Annotated in this window: 28 protein-coding genes and 1 tRNA gene; 15 read left to right on the top strand and 14 right to left on the bottom strand. The window is 64.3% G+C overall.

What is annotated here, in order from left to right; all coding sequences use genetic code 11:
- Nucleotides 1-2: 2 nt before the first annotated feature.
- The 7 genes from OLW90_RS03305 to OLW90_RS03335 all read right to left on the bottom strand — a co-directional run bounded on the left by OLW90_RS03305 (nucleotide 3) and on the right by OLW90_RS03335 (nucleotide 3459).
- Nucleotides 3-695 (bottom strand): hypothetical protein, encoded by a 693-nt coding sequence (locus tag OLW90_RS03305; RefSeq protein WP_319651345.1) that lies wholly within the window; start codon nucleotides 693-695, stop codon nucleotides 3-5.
- A 76-nt stretch (nucleotides 696-771) separates the two neighbouring features.
- The gene (gene rpsR, locus OLW90_RS03310) at nucleotides 772-1020 is read right to left on the bottom strand and encodes a 30S ribosomal protein S18 (protein WP_018119127.1); all 249 of its coding nucleotides are present in this window, start codon (nucleotides 1018-1020) and stop codon (nucleotides 772-774) included.
- Between the two features lie 13 nt (nucleotides 1021-1033).
- Nucleotides 1034-1339, bottom strand: coding sequence for a 30S ribosomal protein S14 (rpsN, locus tag OLW90_RS03315; protein WP_319651346.1), 306 nt, complete (start codon nucleotides 1337-1339; stop codon nucleotides 1034-1036).
- Between the two features lie 3 nt (nucleotides 1340-1342).
- Complete coding sequence (gene rpmG, locus OLW90_RS03320; protein WP_055122719.1) at nucleotides 1343-1507, bottom strand: 50S ribosomal protein L33; 165 nt, start codon at nucleotides 1505-1507, stop codon at nucleotides 1343-1345.
- 2 nt (nucleotides 1508-1509) lie between these two features.
- On the bottom strand, nucleotides 1510-1746 hold the full coding sequence (rpmB, locus tag OLW90_RS03325; protein WP_018119125.1) for a 50S ribosomal protein L28: 237 nt from the start codon (nucleotides 1744-1746) through the stop codon (nucleotides 1510-1512).
- Between the two features lie 95 nt (nucleotides 1747-1841).
- The gene (locus OLW90_RS03330) at nucleotides 1842-2444 is read right to left on the bottom strand and encodes a response regulator transcription factor (protein WP_319651347.1); all 603 of its coding nucleotides are present in this window, start codon (nucleotides 2442-2444) and stop codon (nucleotides 1842-1844) included.
- Nucleotides 2425-3459 carry a sensor histidine kinase gene (locus OLW90_RS03335; RefSeq protein WP_319651348.1) on the bottom strand — a complete coding sequence of 345 codons (1035 nt, stop codon included), beginning with the start codon at nucleotides 3457-3459 and terminating at the stop codon, nucleotides 2425-2427. Before OLW90_RS03335 ends, OLW90_RS03330 begins: the two co-directional genes overlap by 20 nt.
- Nucleotides 3460-3555: 96 nt before the next feature.
- On the opposite strand from OLW90_RS03335, the gene OLW90_RS03340 reads away from it, so the two are divergent.
- The 5 genes from OLW90_RS03340 to OLW90_RS03360 all read left to right on the top strand — a co-directional run bounded on the left by OLW90_RS03340 (nucleotide 3556) and on the right by OLW90_RS03360 (nucleotide 6919).
- The gene (locus tag OLW90_RS03340) at nucleotides 3556-4443 is read left to right on the top strand and encodes a CPBP family intramembrane glutamic endopeptidase (protein WP_319651349.1); all 888 of its coding nucleotides are present in this window, start codon (nucleotides 3556-3558) and stop codon (nucleotides 4441-4443) included.
- A gap of 83 nt (nucleotides 4444-4526) precedes the next feature.
- Nucleotides 4527-4799, top strand: a complete 273-nt coding sequence (locus OLW90_RS03345; RefSeq protein WP_152822718.1) for a type B 50S ribosomal protein L31 — start codon at nucleotides 4527-4529, stop codon at nucleotides 4797-4799.
- 20 nt (nucleotides 4800-4819) lie between these two features.
- Nucleotides 4820-4993 carry a 50S ribosomal protein L32 gene (gene rpmF, locus OLW90_RS03350; protein ID WP_055122723.1) on the top strand — a complete coding sequence of 58 codons (174 nt, stop codon included), beginning with the start codon at nucleotides 4820-4822 and terminating at the stop codon, nucleotides 4991-4993.
- A 146-nt stretch (nucleotides 4994-5139) separates the two neighbouring features.
- The gene (locus OLW90_RS03355; RefSeq protein WP_319651350.1) at nucleotides 5140-6360 is read left to right on the top strand and encodes a S1C family serine protease; all 1221 of its coding nucleotides are present in this window, start codon (nucleotides 5140-5142) and stop codon (nucleotides 6358-6360) included.
- A gap of 31 nt (nucleotides 6361-6391) precedes the next feature.
- The gene (locus tag OLW90_RS03360; protein WP_319651351.1) at nucleotides 6392-6919 is read left to right on the top strand and encodes a MogA/MoaB family molybdenum cofactor biosynthesis protein; all 528 of its coding nucleotides are present in this window, start codon (nucleotides 6392-6394) and stop codon (nucleotides 6917-6919) included.
- A 131-nt stretch (nucleotides 6920-7050) separates the two neighbouring features.
- Here OLW90_RS03360 and mscL read toward each other — a convergent pair whose 3' ends face one another.
- From mscL to OLW90_RS03375, 3 genes are read right to left on the bottom strand one after another with little or no spacing between them, the layout of a single operon-like run.
- Nucleotides 7051-7488: a large-conductance mechanosensitive channel protein MscL gene (gene mscL / locus OLW90_RS03365; protein WP_319651352.1), complete on the bottom strand. Its 438-nt coding sequence runs from the start codon at nucleotides 7486-7488 to the stop codon at nucleotides 7051-7053.
- 25 nt (nucleotides 7489-7513) lie between these two features.
- Complete coding sequence (locus OLW90_RS03370) at nucleotides 7514-8104, bottom strand: SAF domain-containing protein (protein WP_319651353.1); 591 nt, start codon at nucleotides 8102-8104, stop codon at nucleotides 7514-7516.
- Nucleotides 8083-8670 carry a 5-formyltetrahydrofolate cyclo-ligase gene (locus OLW90_RS03375; RefSeq protein WP_319651354.1) on the bottom strand — a complete coding sequence of 196 codons (588 nt, stop codon included), beginning with the start codon at nucleotides 8668-8670 and terminating at the stop codon, nucleotides 8083-8085. The genes OLW90_RS03370 and OLW90_RS03375 overlap by 22 nt, the downstream gene beginning before the upstream one ends.
- A 61-nt stretch (nucleotides 8671-8731) precedes the next feature.
- Between OLW90_RS03375 and OLW90_RS03380 the strand changes: the two genes are divergently transcribed.
- The 6 genes from OLW90_RS03380 to OLW90_RS03405 all read left to right on the top strand — a co-directional run bounded on the left by OLW90_RS03380 (nucleotide 8732) and on the right by OLW90_RS03405 (nucleotide 14463).
- The gene (locus OLW90_RS03380) at nucleotides 8732-9643 is read left to right on the top strand and encodes a UTP--glucose-1-phosphate uridylyltransferase (RefSeq protein ID WP_319651355.1); all 912 of its coding nucleotides are present in this window, start codon (nucleotides 8732-8734) and stop codon (nucleotides 9641-9643) included.
- 117 nt (nucleotides 9644-9760) lie between these two features.
- Nucleotides 9761-11023 carry a gephyrin-like molybdotransferase Glp gene (gene glp, locus OLW90_RS03385; RefSeq protein WP_319651356.1) on the top strand — a complete coding sequence of 421 codons (1263 nt, stop codon included), beginning with the start codon at nucleotides 9761-9763 and terminating at the stop codon, nucleotides 11021-11023.
- A complete protein-coding gene (locus OLW90_RS03390) occupies nucleotides 11020-11619 on the top strand; it encodes a GNAT family protein (RefSeq protein WP_319651357.1) in 600 nt (199 codons plus the stop codon). The genes glp and OLW90_RS03390 overlap by 4 nt, the downstream gene beginning before the upstream one ends.
- Nucleotides 11620-11733: 114 nt before the next feature.
- Nucleotides 11734-12774, top strand: coding sequence for a gephyrin-like molybdotransferase receptor GlpR (gene glpR / locus OLW90_RS03395; protein ID WP_319651358.1), 1041 nt, complete (start codon nucleotides 11734-11736; stop codon nucleotides 12772-12774).
- Nucleotides 12775-12828: 54 nt separating this feature from the next.
- A tRNA-Ala gene (locus tag OLW90_RS03400) sits at nucleotides 12829-12901 on the top strand.
- Between the two features lie 140 nt (nucleotides 12902-13041).
- A complete protein-coding gene (locus OLW90_RS03405) occupies nucleotides 13042-14463 on the top strand; it encodes a RelA/SpoT domain-containing protein (protein WP_319651359.1) in 1422 nt (473 codons plus the stop codon).
- Between the two features lie 363 nt (nucleotides 14464-14826).
- Here the strand turns inward: OLW90_RS03405 and OLW90_RS03410 are convergent, their stop codons facing one another.
- Nucleotides 14827-15156 (bottom strand): hypothetical protein, encoded by a 330-nt coding sequence (locus OLW90_RS03410; RefSeq protein ID WP_319651360.1) that lies wholly within the window; start codon nucleotides 15154-15156, stop codon nucleotides 14827-14829.
- Between the two features lie 4 nt (nucleotides 15157-15160).
- A complete protein-coding gene (locus OLW90_RS03415) occupies nucleotides 15161-15727 on the bottom strand; it encodes a hypothetical protein (protein WP_319651361.1) in 567 nt (188 codons plus the stop codon).
- Between the two features lie 83 nt (nucleotides 15728-15810).
- Here OLW90_RS03415 and OLW90_RS03420 point away from each other — a divergent pair, with 83 nt between their 5' ends.
- Nucleotides 15811-16146 (top strand): hypothetical protein, encoded by a 336-nt coding sequence (locus OLW90_RS03420; RefSeq protein WP_319651362.1) that lies wholly within the window; start codon nucleotides 15811-15813, stop codon nucleotides 16144-16146.
- A gap of 12 nt (nucleotides 16147-16158) precedes the next feature.
- Here OLW90_RS03420 and OLW90_RS03425 read toward each other — a convergent pair whose 3' ends face one another.
- Complete coding sequence (locus tag OLW90_RS03425) at nucleotides 16159-16764, bottom strand: DNA-3-methyladenine glycosylase I (protein ID WP_319651363.1); 606 nt, start codon at nucleotides 16762-16764, stop codon at nucleotides 16159-16161.
- Between the two features lie 83 nt (nucleotides 16765-16847).
- Here OLW90_RS03425 and OLW90_RS03430 point away from each other — a divergent pair, with 83 nt between their 5' ends.
- From OLW90_RS03430 to OLW90_RS03440, 3 genes are read left to right on the top strand one after another with little or no spacing between them, the layout of a single operon-like run.
- Nucleotides 16848-18047 carry an MFS transporter gene (locus OLW90_RS03430; protein ID WP_319651364.1) on the top strand — a complete coding sequence of 400 codons (1200 nt, stop codon included), beginning with the start codon at nucleotides 16848-16850 and terminating at the stop codon, nucleotides 18045-18047.
- Between the two features lie 3 nt (nucleotides 18048-18050).
- Nucleotides 18051-18443, top strand: a complete 393-nt coding sequence (locus tag OLW90_RS03435; RefSeq protein ID WP_319651365.1) for a DoxX family protein — start codon at nucleotides 18051-18053, stop codon at nucleotides 18441-18443.
- Nucleotides 18440-19111: a zf-HC2 domain-containing protein gene (locus tag OLW90_RS03440; RefSeq protein ID WP_319651366.1), complete on the top strand. Its 672-nt coding sequence runs from the start codon at nucleotides 18440-18442 to the stop codon at nucleotides 19109-19111. The genes OLW90_RS03435 and OLW90_RS03440 overlap by 4 nt, the downstream gene beginning before the upstream one ends.
- A gap of 85 nt (nucleotides 19112-19196) precedes the next feature.
- Here OLW90_RS03440 and OLW90_RS03445 read toward each other — a convergent pair whose 3' ends face one another.
- Nucleotides 19197-20759 (bottom strand): dolichyl-phosphate-mannose--protein mannosyltransferase, encoded by a 1563-nt coding sequence (locus OLW90_RS03445; protein WP_413464498.1) that lies wholly within the window; start codon nucleotides 20757-20759, stop codon nucleotides 19197-19199.
- Nucleotides 20760-20776 lie beyond the last annotated feature (17 nt).

Here is a 20776-nt window from a genome sequence, read left to right on the forward strand (position 1 = left end):
CCTTATTCAGCGTCGGTATCGATGGTGATGTTATTGCGTGCGGCCACCGACCGGATCACCAGGGAAACCGATCGGGCGGCGGCGCCAAAGGCGCTGCGTTGCAGGGCCGGTAGGTCGCGCGCGGGGAGGACGGAGGGCACGCGATCGCGCCAGCGCTGCGCCTCTAATTCCATGCCGGTAATCCAGGCCTGATCCAGCGCCTCGGACTCCGCTGGGGTGAGGCTGGCCCCGCAGTGCCGGAGCGCGGTGGCCGGGGCGATGAGGTGCTCCTGGATATTCACGGCGGTATCGAGGTCCGGCAGGCCGTCGATGGTGCGCATGGCCGGGGGGCGCTGGCGGAGCACCTGGGAGAGTTCGGGAGCAGCGGGGCGCTCGCTAAGGTCGCGGCCCATCTCCCAGAACTCGGACTGCGCGCTGGGGATCTGCGGGGCTACCCACAGCAGCGGAGTGGAGGGGAGGGCCTCGCCGCGCGCGAGCGCGCCCACGGGAGCCACGGCTGGCTTATCGGCCAGGGCGGGGGAGCCCAGGAGGCTGATGGTGACGGCGGAATACCATCTGGCCACGTCCACTGCGGCCTCCCCGTGGTGCAGGGCGTTGCGCGCGAGGTCCTGGGATTCCGCGATGAAGCCACGCAGGTGGGCGGGGTCGGCGCACTCGGGGGCCTGGTCTAAGAGATCGGTGAGCGAGGGGTGCATAAGTACAAGCATAAACGGCAGTACCCCGCCCACTCTAGGAGTGGGCGGGGTAACCCGCTGTTGTGATTCTTCCCAGTTAGCGACTGGTGAACGGCAGGAGAGCCATCTCGCGCGCGTTCTTCACGGCGGTGGCGACCTCGCGCTGCTGCTTCGGGGTCAGGCCCGTCACGCGACGCGAACGAATCTTGTGGCGATCGGAGATGAACTGACGAAGGGTGTTGATGTCCTTGTAGTCCACCGTTTCGATGCCCGCTGCCTTGAGCGGGTTCTTCTTGGGGCGGCGGCTCTGCTCAACGCGAGCGCGCTTTGCGTTGTTACGCTTCATTTATGCACAACTCCTACCAGCTGGACTTACGGACACCCGGCAGCTCACCGCGGTGAGCCATCTCGCGCATGCGCACGCGAGAAAGACCGAACCTGCGGAGGTAACCGCGCGGACGGCCATCGTGGGAGTCACGATTACGAACACGGACGGGGGAGGCGTCGCGCGGCTGACGGTTCAGCTCGAACTGCGCGTCCAGGCGATCCTCATCGGACGAGTTCGGGTTCTTGATAATGGCCTTGAGCTCGGCGCGACGCTCCGCGTAGCGGGCGACAATGTCCTTGCGCTGCTCATTCTTGGCAATCTTGGACTTCTTAGCCATGAATTATCGCTCCTCGCGGAACTCGACGTGCTTGCGGGCTACCGGATCGTACTTCTTCAGCGTGATGCGATCCGGGTTATTGCGCTTGTTCTTGCGGGTGACATAGGTGTAACCAGTGCCAGCCGTAGACTTCAGCTTGATGATCGGACGAACGTCATTACGTGCCATCTTTAGATCTTCTCCCCACGTGCTCGAATCTTGGCCACCACAGCCTCAATGCCATCGCGGTCGATGACCTTCAGGCCCTTGGTGGACACGTTCAGGGTGATGGTACGGCCCTCGGAGGGCAGGTAGAACCGACGACGCTGGATGTTGGGGTTCCAACGGCGCGACGTACGGCGGTGCGAGTGCGAGACGGACTTGCCGAACTGCGGCTTGCGTCCCGTGACCTGGCAAATAGCCGACATGGGTGTAACTTTCTCCTAGCCGCCCACGTCAAAGTACTAAAAGTCAGCAGACGGGGGCGAAGACGAATGTTTTTCGACAACAGCAAGCGACAATCTTAATGCCCCCGGCCCAAATCTCCTAATTGTCGGGCTAGGAGGAGGGCGAGGTTGGTGCGATCGCGGGCGCGTAACTTGCGCAGCAGGGCGGAAACGTGATTCTTCACCGTCCCCTCGGCCAGGAACAACTCCCGGGCGATCTCCCGGTTGGTGTGGCCGCGCGCCACCAGCTCCGCGACGCCCCGCTCGGCCCGGGTGAGCACGGTTAGCTCGTTGTGCGCGTAGCGCGCCACCTTGGGATCGAGCGCCAGGCCGCCGCTGGTGGCAGCGCGCATGGCGGATACCAATTCCTCCGGGGAGACCCCCTTGAGGATATAACCGCTGGCTCCGGCCTCGATGAGCGAGGAGACCAGGGCTGCCTGGCCAAAGGTAGTGAGAATGAGCACCGGCGTGGGTAGTGCGGCGCGCAGCACGTCCAGGCCGCTAAAGCCGGGCATGGCGGCGTCCGTGACCACGAGGTCCGGCTGATGTTCCCGGATGAGGGCGGAGATGGTCGCGCCGTTCGTGGTGGCGGCCGCCACCTCCACGTCGGGGAAGGTTTCTAGCACAAGGCGCAGGCCGTGGAGGACGACCTCGTGATCGTCAATAAGCACTACCCGCATGGCACCTCCATGCTGAGCGTGAAGCCCTGCGGCGAGGCGTGCGTGGTGACCTCCCCGCCGAGTTCCCGGGCGCGGCGGCGCAGGGAGGAGATGCCGTAGCCGGGGGTAAAGGAGGTGGGGAGCCGTCATCGCGGATGTCCAGGGAGATGTGTGCGGAGTGGGCGTTGCTATGGCACACCACATTGGCCAGGGCCTCCTGGGTGAAACGCAGGGCGAGCAGGGCCACGGGCTCCGGCGGCTGCATGGTGTTGAGGGTACTGACCTGTACGCGCAGCGCGGTGGCGGAAAAGGATTCCGCGAGGGTGCGCAGCGCCTGGGTGAGGTCTCCCTCGCGCAACTCCACGGGGGTGAGAGCGCGGACGGTGGCGCGCATGTCGTCGAGGGCCTGGGCCGTCATGGCGCGTGCCCGATCTAACTGGGCGTGTGGGGGCAGTGTGCGGCGGCAGAAGTCCAATCTCAGCAGTACGGCGGTGAGGCGGTGCCCCAGGCTGTCATGGAGGGAACGGGCCATGCGCTCGCGCTCGCGGGATAGTAGAAGATCCTGCTGCGTGGCGATGTGCCGGTGCAGGCGCCGGTTGAGCACCATGCCGTGACGTACCTGGGCAGCAAAGGCGTAGCCGAAGCCCAGCAACACGGACACGGCCAGGGCCTCGGTGAATGCGCGCCCGGTGCCGCTGCCCGCATAGAGGTGCGCGCCCGCCGTTACCCCCACCACGACCCCGCAGTACCCCAGCGCGGCTCGGTTACCCAGGCTCAGCAGCAGGGTCAAGACGGCCAGAATGAGCATGGCCACGCTGGATACCCAGTTGGCGGCGAAGTATCCCAGGAGCGCAACCAGGGAAAACGCTAGGCTTGCGGCGCGAGGATAGCGCCCGGTGGCCCACAGACCCCAGAACCCGGCGAGGGGAATCGCCAGCGCCAGACCTGCGGAGGGGTGTGGAAGAAAAGCAAATATATATAGGACAAGGCCCGCCACGAAGAGCGCGTGCAGGTGGCGGCGGGAAACGGAGGGCATGACCTCACGCTACCGCCCGGCCCCCATGACCACGGTCATGATTTTTGGTGACTCCGGGCCCTAGCAGAGCGACGATGTGGTGGCTTGGCTTGAGACATGACCTTTTATTCTTCCCGCATTCCCGTGATCTGGTGGGGCCTGCTTCTGCGTGCAGTGGTGGCGGCGGTGATGATCCTGGGGGCAAACGCCCTGGGTGGCCTCGTGTCCACGGGCCTTGAGGCCTGGGGCTTTGCGACGAGCGGAGCGCGGCAGGCGGTGGCGTTGATCGGGCAGTTCTTCCTGGTGGCGCTGCTGGTGGTGGGCATGGTAGCCGGGTGGGTGCGGTGGGTGGAGCGCGGCAGGCTGCGGCCGCTTCTTGGATCTGCTCTCGCCGGGGGAGGGGCCTTTCGGCTGGGTACCGCCATCATCGTGCCGCTCATGGTGGGTATTTATGTGCTGCGCGGCGCGGTGGCCTACGCCAATGGGCAGCTCACCACGGAGTATTACGCCCAGTACCCCACGGGGGCGGAACTGGCGCTTTCCGTATTGTATGTGCTGACGGTGGCCTACGTGCTCCAGGGTTTTCCCGAGGAACTGATCTACCGGGGCTGGCTGATGGAGGTCACGCGGCAGTGCCCGTGGCTCACCCTGACCTGGACCACGGTGGCCTTTACCGTGATTCACCTGATCTCCTCCGGCGGGCAGGAAAGCTGGGGCGATCGCCTGATCTATCTGATCCTGCCTCTGGGTATGGGATTGCTGGCGGGCGCGCTGCGGATTGTCACCGGCTCTCTATGGGCCGGGGTGGCCACGCACGGCGGCATGCACGTGGTGAATAACCTGGTGCCGCCCGTGGTACCGGTGACGGGATTTGATCTGGCGGGCGTGGTGCTCCCCGGGGTGGCGCAGGCGATGGTGGCGGCGGTGATCCTGTGGCGGTGGCACGGAAGATCGCGGGCGCGCGGTCCTATTTTAGAAAAACCCGCCCATGAGGTAGGGTGCTAGAGGATTTATACGAGCCAACCTGGGCACGATCCTGCCGAATCCGCGGGAACCGACCCAGTGTACAACCTTAGGAATCGAGAGATATGAAGAAGGATATCCACCCGGATTACCACCCGGTGGTGTTCCAGGACGCTGGCACTGGCCAGAAGTTCCTGACCCGTTCCACCGCCACCAGCAACCGCACCGTGGAGTGGGAGGATGGCAACGAGTACCCGCTCATCGTGGTGGACGTGACCAGCGAGTCCCACCCGTTCTGGACCGGCGCTCAGCGCGTCATGGATACCGCCGGCCGCGTGGAGAAGTTCCAGCGTCGCTTCGGTGGCATGGCCCGCCGCAAGAAGAAGACCCAGGCTTAAGGTAAGGAGGGAAGAGGAAAATGGCAGTACCTAAGTTCCGCAAGTCCCGCGCCAACACGCACGCGCGCCGCTCGCAGTGGAAGGCCAACAACGTTGCCCTCCAGGAAGTGACCATCGACGGCCAGACCGTGCGTATCCCGCGCCGCCTGGTCAAGGCCGCTCAGCTCGGCCTGGTGGACGTGGAGCAGTTCTAAGCTCCATCCCTCGTGCCCCCTGCGTATCGCCGCAGGGGGCATTATTTTTTTATGCAGCGACCGTACAGGAAACGTGCAGAATCTCTCATGGAGCCAGGACCGATCTTGCAGCCAAGAATCAGCGTGGGGGTGCATAATCGAGTGCCATGAACAACAACACTGGGAACGGGAACGCCAACCATAACGATCAGAACTGGGGGTGGGAGCAGCCCCGCCGGGAGGATGACACCCTGGTGATAGAGCAGCCCCCGCAGGAAAAGGAACCACGGGAAAAGAAAAGGGCGTCCTTTGGCGTGCTGCCCACCGTGGCCTTGATGACGGTCTCCGCGATCGCGGCGGGCGCGGTCACCGGCGTGGTGGTGAGCAGGCAGCAGGAGGACGCCCAGGTGGTGAACTCGCTCAACCAGCCGAATATGCAGCAGACCGCCAAGCGTGAGGCCCCCGCGGGGTCGGTGGAGCAGGTGGCGCAATCCGTGCTGCCCTCGGTGGTATCTATCCAGGTGGCCAGCATGATGGGCGGGGAGGAGGGCTCCGGCGCGATTATCTCCTCCGATGGCCTGGTGCTCACCAACGCGCACGTGGCCGGGGATCGCAATTCCCAGTTGCAGGTGACGCTTAATGACGGCACTACCCACCCCGCCGACCTGGTGGGCGCGGACGCCGCCACGGACATCGCCGTGATCAAGATTAGGGACGTGAAGGATCTCCCCGCCATTCCCTTTGGGGACTCCGACCAGGTGCAGGTGGGTCAATCCGTGATCGCCATTGGCTCCCCGCTGGGGCTTTCCTCCACGGTGACCACGGGCATCGTCTCCGCCCTGGATCGCCCGGTGCGAGCCTCGGCGGCGGGAGGGGAGTCCTCCCTGATCGACGCGATCCAAACCGACGCCGCCATCAACCCCGGTAACTCGGGCGGGCCGCTGGTGGACATGAGCGGCAACCTCATCGGCATGAACTCCGTGATCGCCTCGCTGAGCACCAGCACGGAGCAGGCCGGTTCCATTGGTCTGGGCTTTGCCATTCCCTCCTCCTTTGCCAAGCGCGTGGCCGATCAACTGGTGCGCGAGGGCAAGGCCAGCCAGCCCATGCTGGGCGTGAGCGTCATGCGCGATGACCTCGGCGTGGTTCCCCAGACCCCAGTCAAGGGCGCGGTGATTAACTCGGTGGTGCCCGATGGCCCCGGTGCACGGGCCGGATTGAAGGAGGGGGACGTGGTGACCAAACTCAACGATCGTCTAATTGATTCCGCAGATTCCCTCATCGCCGCCACCCGCTCCCACGACTTTGGGGAGACGGTGACCCTGGAGGTGCTCTCGCAGGGGGAGTCCGAGCCCCATGCGGTAGAGGTAACGCTCACGGAAAGCTAAGTTATTCGATATGGAACATCGCCTGGCCTCTATGTCTACGCCCCTGCCCGATCTGGAACCGGATCTCAGTTCCCTGCTGGCCGCAGAGCAGGAGGAACAACCGCGCGCTCGCCACAAGGCCCTGGTGGTGCTGGTCAGCGACGAAGAGGATACCGATACCGGCTCCCTGGTGGCCGAGCTGCTGGAGGAGGCGGAGTTTAGCGTGGGCGGGATCGTGACGGTGAAGTCCAAGAAGTCCCGCATCCGCCAGGCCATCGAGACCGCCGTGGTGGGTGGGGTGGACCTGGTGCTCACCGTGGGCGGCACGGGGGTGGGGCCCAGGGATAAGACCCCGGAGGCCACCCGCGCGGTGCTGGATCAATTGGTGCCCGGCATTGCCCAGGCGCTGCGTTCCTCCGGCTTGGGGTGCGGCGCGGTGGACGCGGCCACCTCGCGGGGTATCTCCGGGGTATCCGGCTCCACGGTGATCGTGAACCTCGCCAGTTCGCGCCCCGCGATCCGCGATGGCATGGCCACCCTGGCCCCCCTGGTGCACCACGTGATTGATGAGTTGCCCTAGGCCATGAGGCCCAGGCGTAGAAAGGTGCGCCCTAGTACGGCGCAGAATATTGACCGCCGGGCGGATACCCCGCACCGCGCGTTCTTTGAACCGCGCAGCGAGGAAGAATACCGCCAGCAGCGGCCCCCGCATCACTCGGCGCGGTGAGCGCCGCCCCCGGTGGTGCTTTCCTGCTCCTTGAGCAGGTCGCGGATCTCGGAGAGCAGGCCCGCCTCGATGGAGACCTTCTCCTCCTCGTCCTCCTCGACCCCGTGGCGCTTGGCCTGCATCTCGTTGAGCTTGTTCATCGGGGCCACCAGGATGAAGTACACCACGGCGGCGATGATGAGGAAGTTCAGGCCCGAGGTGATCACGGCGCCGAAGTCGATGCGGGTAGCGGCATCGCCCGCGCGCAGCTCGATGGCCAGGCCATCGACGTCCGGGCTGGTGCCCAGGGCGGCGATCAGAGGGTTGATGATGTTATCCGTAAACGCGGTGACAATCGCCGTAAAAGCGGAGCCGATGACCACGGCCACGGCTAATTCGATGACATTACCGCGCAAAATAAAGTCTTTAAAACCCTTCAGCATGGGTAGCGCCTCCTTGAGAAAATAATTAATCGACAGTGCTATAGCCCACCCGGGTAAAGAATACCGTGAGCGGGGTGGATAGTGCCGCGGACGCCACCCGAGCGGCGTCTTTCTCCGGCAGAGAAAGCAGTACCGTGGGATTATCCGGGCCAGGTGGCAAGAGTACCGTAGCCTGCTCCGCAATGACGTCCGGGAGGTCATTTTCTCCCCGCGCGACCACGGAAACCACATCGCCGTGGTGCATGATCTCGGGTGCGGAAAGCGGCACCGGAACCGCTACTTTGCCCGCTAAAGAGGTAGGAGTGAGCAGCCGGGAGGGGGTGACGGGCTCCCCGGGTACCGCCGGAGCGATGAGTACCTTGCCCAGGGCCTCCTCCGCATCGCGCAGCGCGGTGGCGGGGAGCACCGCCGCAGGTACGCGGCGAATTTCCACGTGTTCGGCGGCGATCTCTTGGCCGGTGCCGACCTCCGCGCGGAAGAAAAGGGCGGGCGTGCCCTGGGGCTTGAGGGCCAGAACCAGGGCGAGGAGGAAGAGGCAGGCCGCCGCGCTGCGGCGCAGCAGGGCGGTGCGCCGCCAACCGGGGGTGCGCAGGATTACGAGGAGGCGGGAGAACATGCCTCCTTGGACTGGGAATACCACCCGCCCGGTTCCACGAGGTAGTCCACGGCCTCATCGTGAGGCTCCACCGGAATATCGGCGCGGATCTCCTCCGGGTAGGCCAGGGCGGCCACGGGAGGGCGCGGCGTGCCCAGGGCGGCCAGGGTGCGGTCATAATAGCCGCCGCCCTTGCCCAGGCGGTGGCCCCGTGGGGTGATGCCGAGGGTGGGAACCAGGATCAGCGCGCAGTCCCGGAGCGCGGAGGTGTCGTGGCGCTTTCCGGTGGGTTCCGAGATACCCAGGGCACCGGGAGCGCTGGCGGCGGGGTCGTCGAAAGCCCAGGCGAGGGAGCCATCGCCAAGCGTGACGGGGAGGAGGATACGGCGGCCGGTGGCGCGCAGCAGCGGAAGCAGGGTGCCGTGGCCGGGTTCGCTGGGCAGCGGGTGATAGGCCGCCACGGGGCCGGGGCCGCAGGATTCCAGCAGGAGCAGGCAGTGGGCGGCGAGGGCGGCGTCGTCACGCTGCTTGTGCGGCCGGTGGCGCCGATTGCGGAGCAGGGTGCGGCGGAGTTCTTCTTTGCTCACTTTCCCCAGGCTACCGTGGCGCTGCATGGTTGGGGGCCACACATGGGTAGGGTGTGAGGTTATGAATGCACCCACTTCGGAACACCCGCACGCGGTCAAGACGGTTGTTGTTCCCGCCGCCGGGCTGGGCACTCGTTTCCTCCCCGCCACCAAGACGGTGCCCAAGGAATTGCTCCCGGTGGTGGATACGCCGGGCATCGAACTCATCGCGGACGAGGCCGCGGCCCTGGGGGCCTCGCGGCTGGCCGTGATCACCGCCCCGCAGAAGGAGGGCGTGCTGGCGCACTTTGCACCCTCCCCGGAGCTGGAGGAAACCCTGCACGCGCGGGGCAAGGACGAGCAGTTGCGCAAGGTGCAGCACGCCAGCGGGATTATTGACGCGGTGCCCGTCACCCAGGAGCGCCCGCTGGGCCTGGGGCACGCCGTGGGCCTGGCCGAGGCGGTGCTGGACGAGGACGAGGACGTGGTGGCCGTCATGCTGCCCGATGACCTGGTGCTCCCGATGGGCGTGATGGAAAAGATGGCGGCCGTGCGCGCCGAATACGGCGGCTCCGTGCTGTGCGCCTTTGTGGTGCCGCACGAGGAGGTGTACAACTACGGCGTCTTTGACGTGCAGGACACCGAGCGCGGCGACGTCAAGCGCGTGGTGGGCATGGTGGAAAAGCCGGACCCCGCGCAGGCCCCCTCGAACTTCGTGGCCACCGGCCGCTACCTGCTGGATCGCGCGATCTTTGACGCCTTGCGCCGCATTACCCCCGGCAAGGGCGGGGAACTGCAACTCACCGACGCCATCGAACTGCTGATCACCGAGGGGCACCCCGTGCACGTGGTGATCCACGAGGGCACGCGGCACGACCTGGGCAACCCCGGCGGCTACATTCCCGCCTGCGTGGACTTTGGGCTCAGCCACCCGGTGTACGGGCCGGGGCTGAAAAAGGCCATCGCGGAGATCCTGGCCCGCCACGAGGGCTAAGGCTTTCGGCGGGTGTCCGGCGGCCCGGTGATCCGGGGCCTTAAGTAGACGCGGGCTTACGGCAGGCGCGGGCAGTCCGGTTAAGATAGGCGAGTCAGTGAGAAAAGGAGGCGGCGAGTGCGGTCCGTGGACGAGCAGTTAGCCCTGGTGGCGGACGCTGCGGTGACGCCGGAGCCGGTGCGCATTTCCATTGCAGACGCGCTCGGCCTCATGTGCGCCGAGGAGGTGCAGGCCACCAACCCGCTTCCGGGCTTTTCCCAGGCGGCCATCGATGGCTACGCCGTGCGCGCCGTGGACGTGGGCGGGGAGCGGGGCCTAAGTTCCTCCGCCGGGCCACTGGTGCCCCTGGAAAAGTCCCTCCCAGTGGTGGGCGAGGTGGCCGCAGGCTCCCAGCAGCCCCTGCGTCTGCAACCCAAGCAGGCCGTGCGCGTGCACACTGGCGCGCCCCTGCCCACGCTTGCCGACGCCGTCTTGCCCCTCGACTGGAGCGACCGCGGCCGCAAGCGAGTCTCCGCCCAGCGCCCCGTGCGCTCCGGGGACTTCGTGCGCCGCGCGGGCGATGACATCAACAAGGGCGACGTGGCGGTTTCCTCCGGGGCGGTGCTCGGCCCGGCCCAGATCGGCCTGCTCGCGGCGGTGGGCCGCTCCAAGGTGCTGGTGTACCCGCGCCCGCGCATCTCGCTCATTTCCGTGGGTGCGGAGTTGGTGGATATTCACCGCGATCCAGGCCTGGGGCAGGTCTACGATGTCAATTCCTATTCCCTTTCCGCCGCCGCCAAGGAGGCGGGTGCGGACGTGCACCGCGTGGGCATCGCGGAGGGGGAGAGCCGCCGCCTGCGCGAGATCATCGAGGGGCAGATGATGCGCAGCGAGATTCTGGTGATCTCCGGGGCCGTGGGCGGCACCGGCTCCCAGCGCGTGCGCGCGGTGTTGGAGGAACTGGGCGATATTGATACCACCCGCGTGGCCATGCACCCCGGCTCCGTGCAGGGCTTCGGGCTGCTGGGCGATGATCGCGTGCCGGTATTCCTGCTGCCCTCCAATCCCGTCTCCGCGCTGGTGATCTTCGAGATGTTCGTGCGCCCCCTGGTGCGCCTGTGCCTGGGTAAGCGCAACGCCCAGCGCCGCGTGGTGCGCGCCCGCGCGCTCAACCACGTGACCTCCATTCCGGGGCGGCGCGGCTTCGTGCGCGCCCGCCTCATGCGCGACGCCGAGACGCACGATTACCTTGTGGAGGGCCTGGGCGGGGCCACCGGCGCGCCCGCGCACCTGCTGGCGGGGCTTTCCGCCGCCAATGCGATGATTCGGATTCCCGACGCCGCCGCGGAGATCCGCCCCGGCGACATCGTGGAGGTCCTCTTCCTCTCCCAGGGCTCATGAGCGTTGTGCTGGCCGACGGCACCGCCGTGGGCCTCCGCCCCCTGCGGCTTGGCGACGGCCCCCGGTGGCGCCAGCAGCGCATCTTCAACGAGCCCTACCTCAAACCCGTGGAACCCACCCTGCGCGGCGACTGGGCCGATCATCACACCCTGTGGCAGTGGTGGCGCTACTACACACAACTGCGCCGCAGCGCCCGGGAGGGGAGCACCGCGCCGCTGGCGATCGAGGTGGACGGGGAGTTCAGCGGGCAACTCACCCTCGGCGGCATCCAGCGCGGCGCGGCCTCCGAGTGCTGGGTGGGCTACTGGGTGGACGCGGCCCGCACGGGTAAGGGAGTGGCCACCGCAGCCTGTGCCCTGGGCACCGACTACGCCTTTGCCACCCTGGGGCTGCACCGGGTGACGGCCACCTACCTGCCCAGCAACCCGGCCTCCGGGAAGGTGCTGCGCCGCAACGGCTTCCGTGAGGAGGGCTACCTGCGCGAGAACCTGCATATCGACGGCGCGTGGCGCGACCACCACTTTGTGGCCCAGGTGGCGGGGGAACACGGGGCCAGTTGCGTGAACCGGCTGCGCGGGATGGGGTTCATTCTCTGAGGCGGGTTTGCTTTTGGCGGAGTTGCTGGGTTTGCCCCGGCGCGCCTCGGAGGTTAAGCCCGCGCGGACGGCTATCCTACAAGCGTTTACCCCTACCCTGGAAGGTGCAATCTCGTGACCGGTGGCTTGCTGATCCTCCTCATCATCGTGCTCTGGCTCTTTGTGCTGATCCCACTCTTGCAGCGAGATAATAAGCCGATCCGCAAGACCGGAGAGGCCCTGGAAGAAACCCGCGTGGTCTACGAGGGCGGCAGCACCATCACCGGGGGAGCGCGCCGCAAACCCAAGATTAAGGCAGAGGACATTCACTACTCCGAGGAAAAGCCCACCGAGGACTACGAGGTGGTGGCCTCCGAGGAGGTGCAGCCCGAGCGCTTTGACCAAGACTCCGTGGACGAGGTGCCCGAGGTGTACCTGGAGGGGGACGTGGTACACGAGTTAGAGGCGGGTACCGACCGCTCGGAGGAGAGCGAGGAAGAGGAGCCCTCGGAGGCGGAGGACGCCGAGGAGGGGGACACCTACGAGGTGGACGAGACGCACACCACCCCGGAGGACCTGCTCTACCGGACGGGTACCGGGGTGGCCGTCGCGGCCTCTGCCTCGGATTCTGCTACTACCTCGGTGGCGGTTGTTTCCTCCGAGGCGGAGGACGAGGCGGAAGATCAGGAAGAACTCAGCGAGGAGGAACTGGAGTTCGCCGCCAGCAGGCGCGGGCGCGGCGGCTGGGACCCGGAAACCGACGCCGCCAACTCCGCCGACCGCTACCAGCGCCGCCAGCGCACCCTCATGGGCCTGGGCGGGATCACGGCCCTGGCCCTGATCCTGGCCGTGATCTTCGGTGGCTGGGTGTGGGCCGCGCCGGGTGCCTTTGCGCTCCTGCTGATTATCTACCTCCTCGCCCTGCGCGCCCAGGTGCGCCAGGAGGAGGCCTTGCGACGCCGCCGCATACGCCAACTGCGCCGCGCCCGCATGGGCGTGCAGCACCGCGACGACGAGGCCCTGAAGATTCCCCGCCAACTCCTGCGTCCCGGTGCCGTGGTGGTGGAGATGGACGATGAGAGCCCAGACTTCTACCACCTGGAGACGCGCTCCCTGACTGCGGAAGAGCGGGGAACCGCACCCGATCGCGGCTATGAGCAGCGGGCTGCGGTGTAGGTGACCTGCGGGTTCGTGGAATCCGTGGGTGGGGGAGTAGAGTACTAGGGCATTGGGGCTATAGCTCAGTTGGTAGAGCGTTGCGTTCGCAATGCAAAGGTCAGGGGTTCGATTCCCCTTAGCTCCACGTTTATTCTCGTACCGCTAAGTAGTGGGAATTTGCATAAAGACACAAGTTTATCATTCTTGATTTTTAAATCCTGACTTAGTATGGATTTAAATTCAGGTCGAAGATTTTCATGAATTTCCAGTGAAGGGTATTCGGGTATGAATGATGTCAATTATGCAAACTGGGATTGGCTCCCCCTTGCGGCAAATGAGATTCGGGACTATTTAAATCGGCTTCTTGTTGAATCTTCTATTAATGCTCACGATGTTTCCGGTCGGGCAAAATCGATATCCTCGTTCCAGAAAAAGTGCCAGGCAAAAGCGGGTAAGTATAACAATCCAATAAAGGAAGTAACTGATATTGTTGCAGCACGGGTAATAACGTATTCTAAAACTGATAGAGATCGTGTTTGTGAACTTATCCGAAATAAATTCGATTGCTCAGAAGATCGAAACCCTGGTAAGGAAAAGGGGGAAGAAGATCAAGGGTATGATTGTTGGCATTTTATTGTAACTAGTGAAAGTAAGGATAATCCATCTGGTTGGGTGATTTCAGGGGGATTGCTTGAGAAGTATTTTGATAATTTTGGTGGATTAGAAATCCAAGTTCGAACGGTGGCCGCTCATGCATGGGCAGAGTTTGAGCATGCACGGCGATATAAAGGAAATCTGTATAATTCTGTTGATGAAAAAGATCAAGAGACAATCAATACATTATTTTCTGCGGCAGCAGATGCCAGGCGTTCGCTAGACTCTGTTTTTGTGGCAATTGATCGGTTGTTGGCAAATCCGTCACTCCAAAAAGGTGTAGAGCCTTCTGGATCGGACGATATTGATTATGATCCCGAAGAGATTGAGCATGATTCTGAAGCTCATGATTCAATAACGGTTATTGATGAAAATACTTTGCAGGATCTTTTAGATAGTAGGTATCCTGATGATTCCAAACCTAGTGAAGCCGGAATTCAATTTGGATGCGAGTTGGTCAAAAAAGCTGGTTTTTCTTCGATTGAGAAACTTTCACGATCGTTATCTCTAGTTGAAGATGATCAGGTGCGTACTTTGATGGAGTATCCGACCACGGTGACCCAGGTGCGTAGGCTTGATGATGACCTTCTTGCTGTTTTGGGTAGCTATTATATCGGCAGCACTAGTGATGCTGGTTCATATTCGTCTAGAGGGATTCAATTAGATTCTCGATATGATCGTTTGAGAAATAAGATTGATATAGTGGGGAATAACTCTTATTTCATTGTTGGGGATGATTGTCCTGATATTGTGAAGGGGGTTGGAATTTCTGCGGCTAGAGCGATGAGGGAACTCGTCGTTATTGTGGCTGAGGAGAAGGGGCTTGAGGCGGTACGTGACATCGTGGGGAAAGTTGTGAGAGTTTCGTTAGATGATATGCCTGAAACTTTCAAACCTGACGAGAGGGTGTTATCCACGGGTGAGGTTATTTTTATAGCGACTAATTATAATAGATCAGGTTTGGAAGCTGTCATGAGAAAGCTAATTGAGATATCCGATCTTGATATTGACGTGATCGGAAAAGGGTGCTCCATTTCGGAAAACGTAAATTAACTATTCATTTACCTGATTATTATTTCGCTAACCGCGATGGTTTTCGCGGTGGAGCGGGATCGCCTCATTGAGTTTGCCATGACCCCTGCCATTACCGTGCTCGTCTTTGTGACCGTGGGCGATCAAGCAGCGAGCTCCCTTTAGTTCCGCAGACGTGGGTCTTCCCGTTCTCGTGGCGATCTTTTTCTCTCCGTGGCCCTGCTGTTATTTTCTTATTCCATAGCTTTCCTTGAGGCGGACCCCTCAAAGATAAGCCAATATGTCGTATCCCTGCTCTGTGGCAGTGTCTTGTTTAGTTTTCAGGGGGCGTTGCGAGAAAAATGAGCCAGGCCAGGCCCGGAGAACCGGGCCCAGCCTGATTTCTTATTTATCCTCGGAGTGAGTTTTGCTTACCGTGGTCTTGGGGTGACTCTCGGCGGTGATCTCCTTGACGTAACGTCCGGTGATGGCGCTGCGGTGGTTCTTCTTCTTTTCTTTCTTGGTGGAATCGCTCATGGCTCTTTTTTCCTCGGGCGATGGTTTCTCCGAGTCTCCACGGTACTTATTTTCTCGTCGCGCGGAGGAGTAGGTGTACGTCATGATTGCCGCGCTAAAGGGGAACATGAGTGCGGTCACGCCGTAGCTTTGAAAAATAATGCTCGTGATGGGATAGGTGATCATAAAGACGAGCAGTGCGCGAAAGTAAGGGGACATGGCTCTAGAAAACGCTCTCGGTGGCATCGGTGGGGAGGATGAAGATTCCGTCGATGAGGTCATTGGAATCAAAGGATACGCGCCCTAGGAACTCCCCGGCCTCAAAGTGGAGGGTGGTCACGCCCACGGCGGAACCCACGATGTTGCCGGAAAGGGGGTCGGTGCCGTTGGTGCGGCTGGCGGTGGTGACGAGGGTATTGCGGCACTCGATAAAGGAGCCGTAGTCTCCAATGCACTTGGCCCAGGCCTCCAGAATGACCTGGGGGGTGAGTTCCGAGCGGACCTCGGGGTGGAGGAGGGTGGTCACGCTTTCCCATTCACCGTCGTTGATGAGGTGGAAGAGGCGTTCCGTGTTGGTGGTGATGGTCGCGGTGGGGCGGGTGGGCATGGGTTCTCCTGTTCTGGGGTCAATGGGTTTGCCAAAGCGTTTGAAGGCTGCTTGGCGGGATACTCCGAGTGCCGCGCCGATCTCTGTCCAGGAGGATCCCCGTGCGCGAGCGGCGTGGACGGCCTGGTGGAGTTGTTGTTGCGCGGCCTCGATGGCCCGTTGGGCCTCCCGTATGCTGTCCATGAGGAGATGTTAACCTTGGGTTGACACTGGCGTCAACTTGAGGTTGACGTAACCCTTGTGTGGCGATCACCGATGAAAGAAGCATGAAGAAGCAACAGCGCTATTGTGCGATGGGCGTGATGGCGGCAAGCCTCATGCTGGGAGCCGCCTTGCCCGCCGGTGCTAAACCGATCAATGAACTCCCGCCCGTGGAAAACCCACTGACGGCCGCCCGGAGAGAAGCCACCACCAAGATCGTTTCCCCCTATGACGGCCCCGTGATCTGCGAAGGATACCGCACCACCAGTATCTGCTGGCAGCAGCGCCCGGATGGACGCTGGGAGACCCTGAGTTTGATCCCAGAATGGAATAAGCCCGGCGGCGGCGATCCCTGGAAAATCTATCCCGTATGGGAGGACCCCGCCGCGCTGAGCAGTTAACGCGCTGAGCAGTTAAGAGGACCCCCACACCCCCGAACTCCCGCGCCGCCACGATCCAACCAGGTGCGTGTCCACCACCCCCACCGCCTCCATGAGGGCATACATGGTGGTGGGCCCCACAAATCGGAACCCCGCCTTTTTCAACGTCGCCGCCAGCGCCTCGGACTCTGGCGAGCGAGTGGGCACCTCTTCCATCGTGCGCGGGGCCGGGGTGGAGGCGGGCTGGAATGACCACACCAGTTCCGCCAGCCCGCCCACGGCCCGCAGGTTCAGGGTGGCCTGGGCGTTATTGATGGTCGCCTCGATCTTGCGGCGGTTGCGCACGATGGTGGCGTCGTTAAGCAGCCTCTCTACCTCCGCGGAACCGTAACGGGCCACGCGCTCCGGGTCGAAGTGCTCGAAGGCGCGTCGGAAAGCGGGGCGCTTGGCCAGGATCGTGGCCCAGGAGAGCCCGGATTGAAAGGCCTCCAGGCTGAGGCGTTCGTACATGGCTTGGTCATCGCGGATGGGCATGCCCCATTCGGTGTCGTAGTAGTCGCGCAGGAGCGCGGAGCCGGTGGCCCAGGGCGGGCGGCGCAGGCCGTCGGGGCAGAGCACGGTGCCGTCGGTGGTGGTCATGTCTGTATAAGACTCCTGAGTGCGACGTGGGGTTCCGGGAGTGCTAGAGTGCGGGGGTACCCAACAAAATACAGGGAGGTATCTTGACCGCACGCCTGGAACAACACCGCGCCCTGATTTTGGCCGTGGCGGTGGGGCTGGCCGCCTTTAACCTGCGCCCCGCGATTGTGGCCGTGGGGGCCGTGCTGGATGAGATTAGCGCGGCGTATCACGCGCCCAGCAGCCTGTCCGGCCTGCTCACGTCCCTGCCGGGGATTTGCTTTGCGCTCTTTGGGGTGGCGGCGGTGCCGCTCTCGCGGCGGCTGGGGCTCACCGGCACGCTGGTGCTGGCGATGTTTCTGGAGGTGATCGGCCAGGTGCTGCGCCCCCTGATGGGGGATATGTGGGGATTCATCGCCCTGACCGGCCTGGTGGTGATGGGGATTGCCCTGGTGAACGTGCTGCTGCCCGCCTGGGTCAAGAGCACGGGCGGGCGCCAGGCGGTGCGCCTGATGACGATGTACACCACCGTGCTGAGCGTGGGCATGTTCTTAGGTCCCCTCTCGCCCATGCTCACCGATTCCTGGCGCGGCGTGCTGTGGATCTGGGCGGGCACGGCGGCCTTGCAACTCCCGGTGTGGCTGTGGCTGCTGCGCTCGGAGCAGGCAGAGCCGCAGCCCTACCGGGCCCCGGCTCCCATCAAGGGCTCCCTGTGGCGCTCCCCGCTGGCGGTGTTCATCATGATGTTCTTTGGCCTGCAATCCATGAACGCCTATATCCAGATGGGCTGGCTGCCCACGATACTGACGGACGCCGGGGCCAGCCCCCAGGTGGCCTCCTTCGGGCTGGCGCTGGTGGGTGGTCTGGGAATCATCGGCGGCATGGTGGTACCCCGCATCGTGGCGCGCAGCGCGCACACCCACTGGGTGATCGTGGGCCTGGCGGCCTGCACGGCCACGGGTTACCTGGGTCTGATCTATGCGCCGCTGGCCGCGCCGTATCTGTGGTCGGCGCTGCTGGGCGTGGGCGGCTTCTGCTTCCTCATGGCCCTGGCGCTCATGCCCGCGCGCACCGCCGCCCCGGAGGTCACCGCGCGGCTTTCCGCCTTTGTGCAATCCACAGGCTACCTCCTGGCGGCGGCGGGCCCGCTGTTGGTGGGCGTGGCGCACGAGGCCGTGGGCCGGTGGGAGCCGATCCTGTGGGTGCTCCTGCTCAGTAGCGTGGCGATGGGCCTGGTGGGTTGGCTGGCTGGCCGCGAGGGGAGCGTTGATACTCAACTGTCCCGCCAGGCGGGTAGCCTATAGGCCATGGACAGGCCGGTGATGCGCGATGGCGCGCTGCTGATTTTTAGGGCGGTGCTGGGGCTTATCTTTGTGGCCCACGGGTGGCAGATCCTCATGGTGGCGGGAATCACGGAAACCACCGGGCAGTTTAGCGCCTGGGGCGTGCCCCAACCGGCCCTTTCCGCCTGGATCGCGGGCATCGCGCAACTGGCCGGGGGAGCGCTGCTGGTGATCGGCCTGCTCACCACCCTGGTGGCCGGGGCCCTGGCCCTGCTGATGGTGGCGGCGATTTACTTTGTGCACCTCACCCCGAGCATAGAATCCCTGGAATACCCGGTGGTCATGCTCGTTTCCCTGCTGATGATCGTGGTCTTTGGCTCCGGGCGGGCCAGCGTGGACGGGGTGCTCACCCGATGATCGCGCACGAGGCCATTCAGGCGGAACTCTCCGCACGGCTCGACGGCGAGGCGGGTCGCCTGGACAGGGACGTGGTGGAGGCCCACCTCGATCAGTGCGAGCAGTGCCAGGCCTACTATCGCCGGGCCGCCCGCCTCCAACCCGTGCCCCCGCCCACCGATCAGGCACCGGGGGAGGAACTGACCCGCGCGATCCTGGCGGAGGTGGAGCCGGAATGGCGGCGGCACTCCGGGGTGCGCCTGGCCTCGCTCACGGTGGCCCGCCTGGTATTAGTACTGGTGGCGGTGCTGCACGTGGTATCGGCGGTGCGCCTGCTGGCCGATACCGGGGGGTTGCTAGAAACCATCGAGGACGGCGCGGTGCTCAGCCCCGCCGCCGATCCCACCCTGGCCCATCTGCTGGCCCAGGCGGCCGCCGTGCGCTTGGCCCTGGCCGCCGCGCTGCTGCTGGGGGCATGGCTGCCGCGCCTGCTGCTGGGGGTGCTGCCGCTTTTGGGGGCGTGGACGATGTTCAGCCTGGGCTTTGGCATGAGGGACTTCCTGCTGGGCAATACCACCAGGGAGCAGATACTAGGGGTGGTGGCCCTGGCGATCACCACGGCCACGGCGGCGTGGGTATGGGTGAGCAGCGGCGGGTGGTCCCGCTGGCGGGCGGGGCTTTTGCACTAGGGCTGCAACCCCCAGGCCAGCAGAAGGACCCAGGGCAGCAGGTGACCAAGGCGCGCCGGGAGCGGGGCGCACCCGGCCGCACCAACTACCGCCAACTGGGCAGCCACATCATCGAGTTGAAGTAACTATCCGGGATCACGTACCCGTAGAACAGCGGCGAGAAGTACAGGAACATGGCGATCACCGCCGCTAGGTACGCGATCACCGCCAGGGTGCCCCGGTGCAGCGCGCCCCCGGCGAGGTCGCGCAGCGAGCCCCAATCCACCTGGCCACCGCGCCCGCAGAGTTGGCCCAGCACCAGCGCGATCATGGCGATGCTAAACGGCACCAGGGGAGCGGCGTAGAAGAAGTACATCTGCCGGTCAAAGGAGGCCAGCCAGGGCAGGAACCCGGCGGCAAAGGCCACCAGGGGCATGAGGAAGCGGTGATCGCGCCGGATGAACAGGCACCACAGCGCCCAGAGCAGCACCGGAATGGTCAGCCACCAGATCGCCGGGGTGCCAAAGAGGTACACCATGCGGCGGCAGGTGCCCGCCCCGCACTCGATGTCCGTGGAGGAGAAGTACAGGATCGGCCGCCCGGATACCAGCCAGGCCCAGGGCTTGGAATCCCAGGGGTGGTGGTGCCCGCCGGAGGAGGTGAGCTGGGCGTGGAAGTCCAGCACGGAGAGGTGATAGTAGAGCCAACTGGCGGCGGTATCGGGGAGGGCGGAGAGCCAGGAGTGATCGGAGGCGGCGATGGTGCCGTCGGCGGCGGCGTGACGGTACACGGAGGTCTCCGAGGCGAACCAGGCTCGCCACGTCCAGAGATAGAGGAGGGCGGGCAGCAGCACCAGGGAGGCGAGCGCCGGGAGGGTATCGCGCAGCAGCGCGCCGAGCACGGGGCGGGTGGCTCCGTAGCGGCGTCGTAAAGCAAGATCCCCGAACACGCTGAGCAGGCCGAAGAACGCGATGTAGTAGAGGCCGGACCACTTCACCCCCAGCGCCAGGCCCAGGGCCACGCCCGCCGCGAAGCACCACCAGCGGTATCCCAGGCGGGGGCCGTAGGGGGAGTCCCCGAGCGCGCCGGTGGCCCAGGCGGTGTGCAGGCGCGCGTGCATCTGGCGGTGATCGAGCACCAGCGCCCAGGCGGCGAGCAGGATAAAGAGCACCTGGAATACGTCCAACATGCCGTAGCGGGAGACCACCAGCAGCACGCCGTCGAAGGTGGCCAGCACCCCCGCAAAGGCCGCGATCTGCCAGGAATTGCTCAGGCTGCGCACAAAGCCCATGATTGCCACCACGATGAGGCAGCCAAAGAGCGCGGCCATGAAGCGCCAGCCCAGGGGGGTGTAACCAAAGAGGCGCTCGCCCAGCGCGATGATCTGCTTGCCCAGCGGAGGGTGCACCACCAGCCCGTAGGCGGGATTATTTTCGATCCCCCCGATGAGCGGATTCACGCTGGTGCGCACCATGTCCCAGGCCTGGGGCACGTAGTGCTTCTCATCGAATACCGGCGTGCCCTTGGCGGCGGTGGAGGAAAGCCCCAGGAAGCGGGTGAGGAGCGCCAGCGCGCCGATGAGGCCAAAGGAATAGGCCTCGGGGCGGCCCCAGGGGCGAGACACCGGCGCGGGGGGATCGGGGCGCTGGAAGCGGGGCGGGGAGGTCAGCGTGCTCACCCGTCAGA

Source organism: Corynebacterium sp. 21KM1197 (genome assembly GCF_033783015.1).
GTDB lineage: Bacteria > Actinomycetota > Actinomycetes > Mycobacteriales > Mycobacteriaceae > Corynebacterium.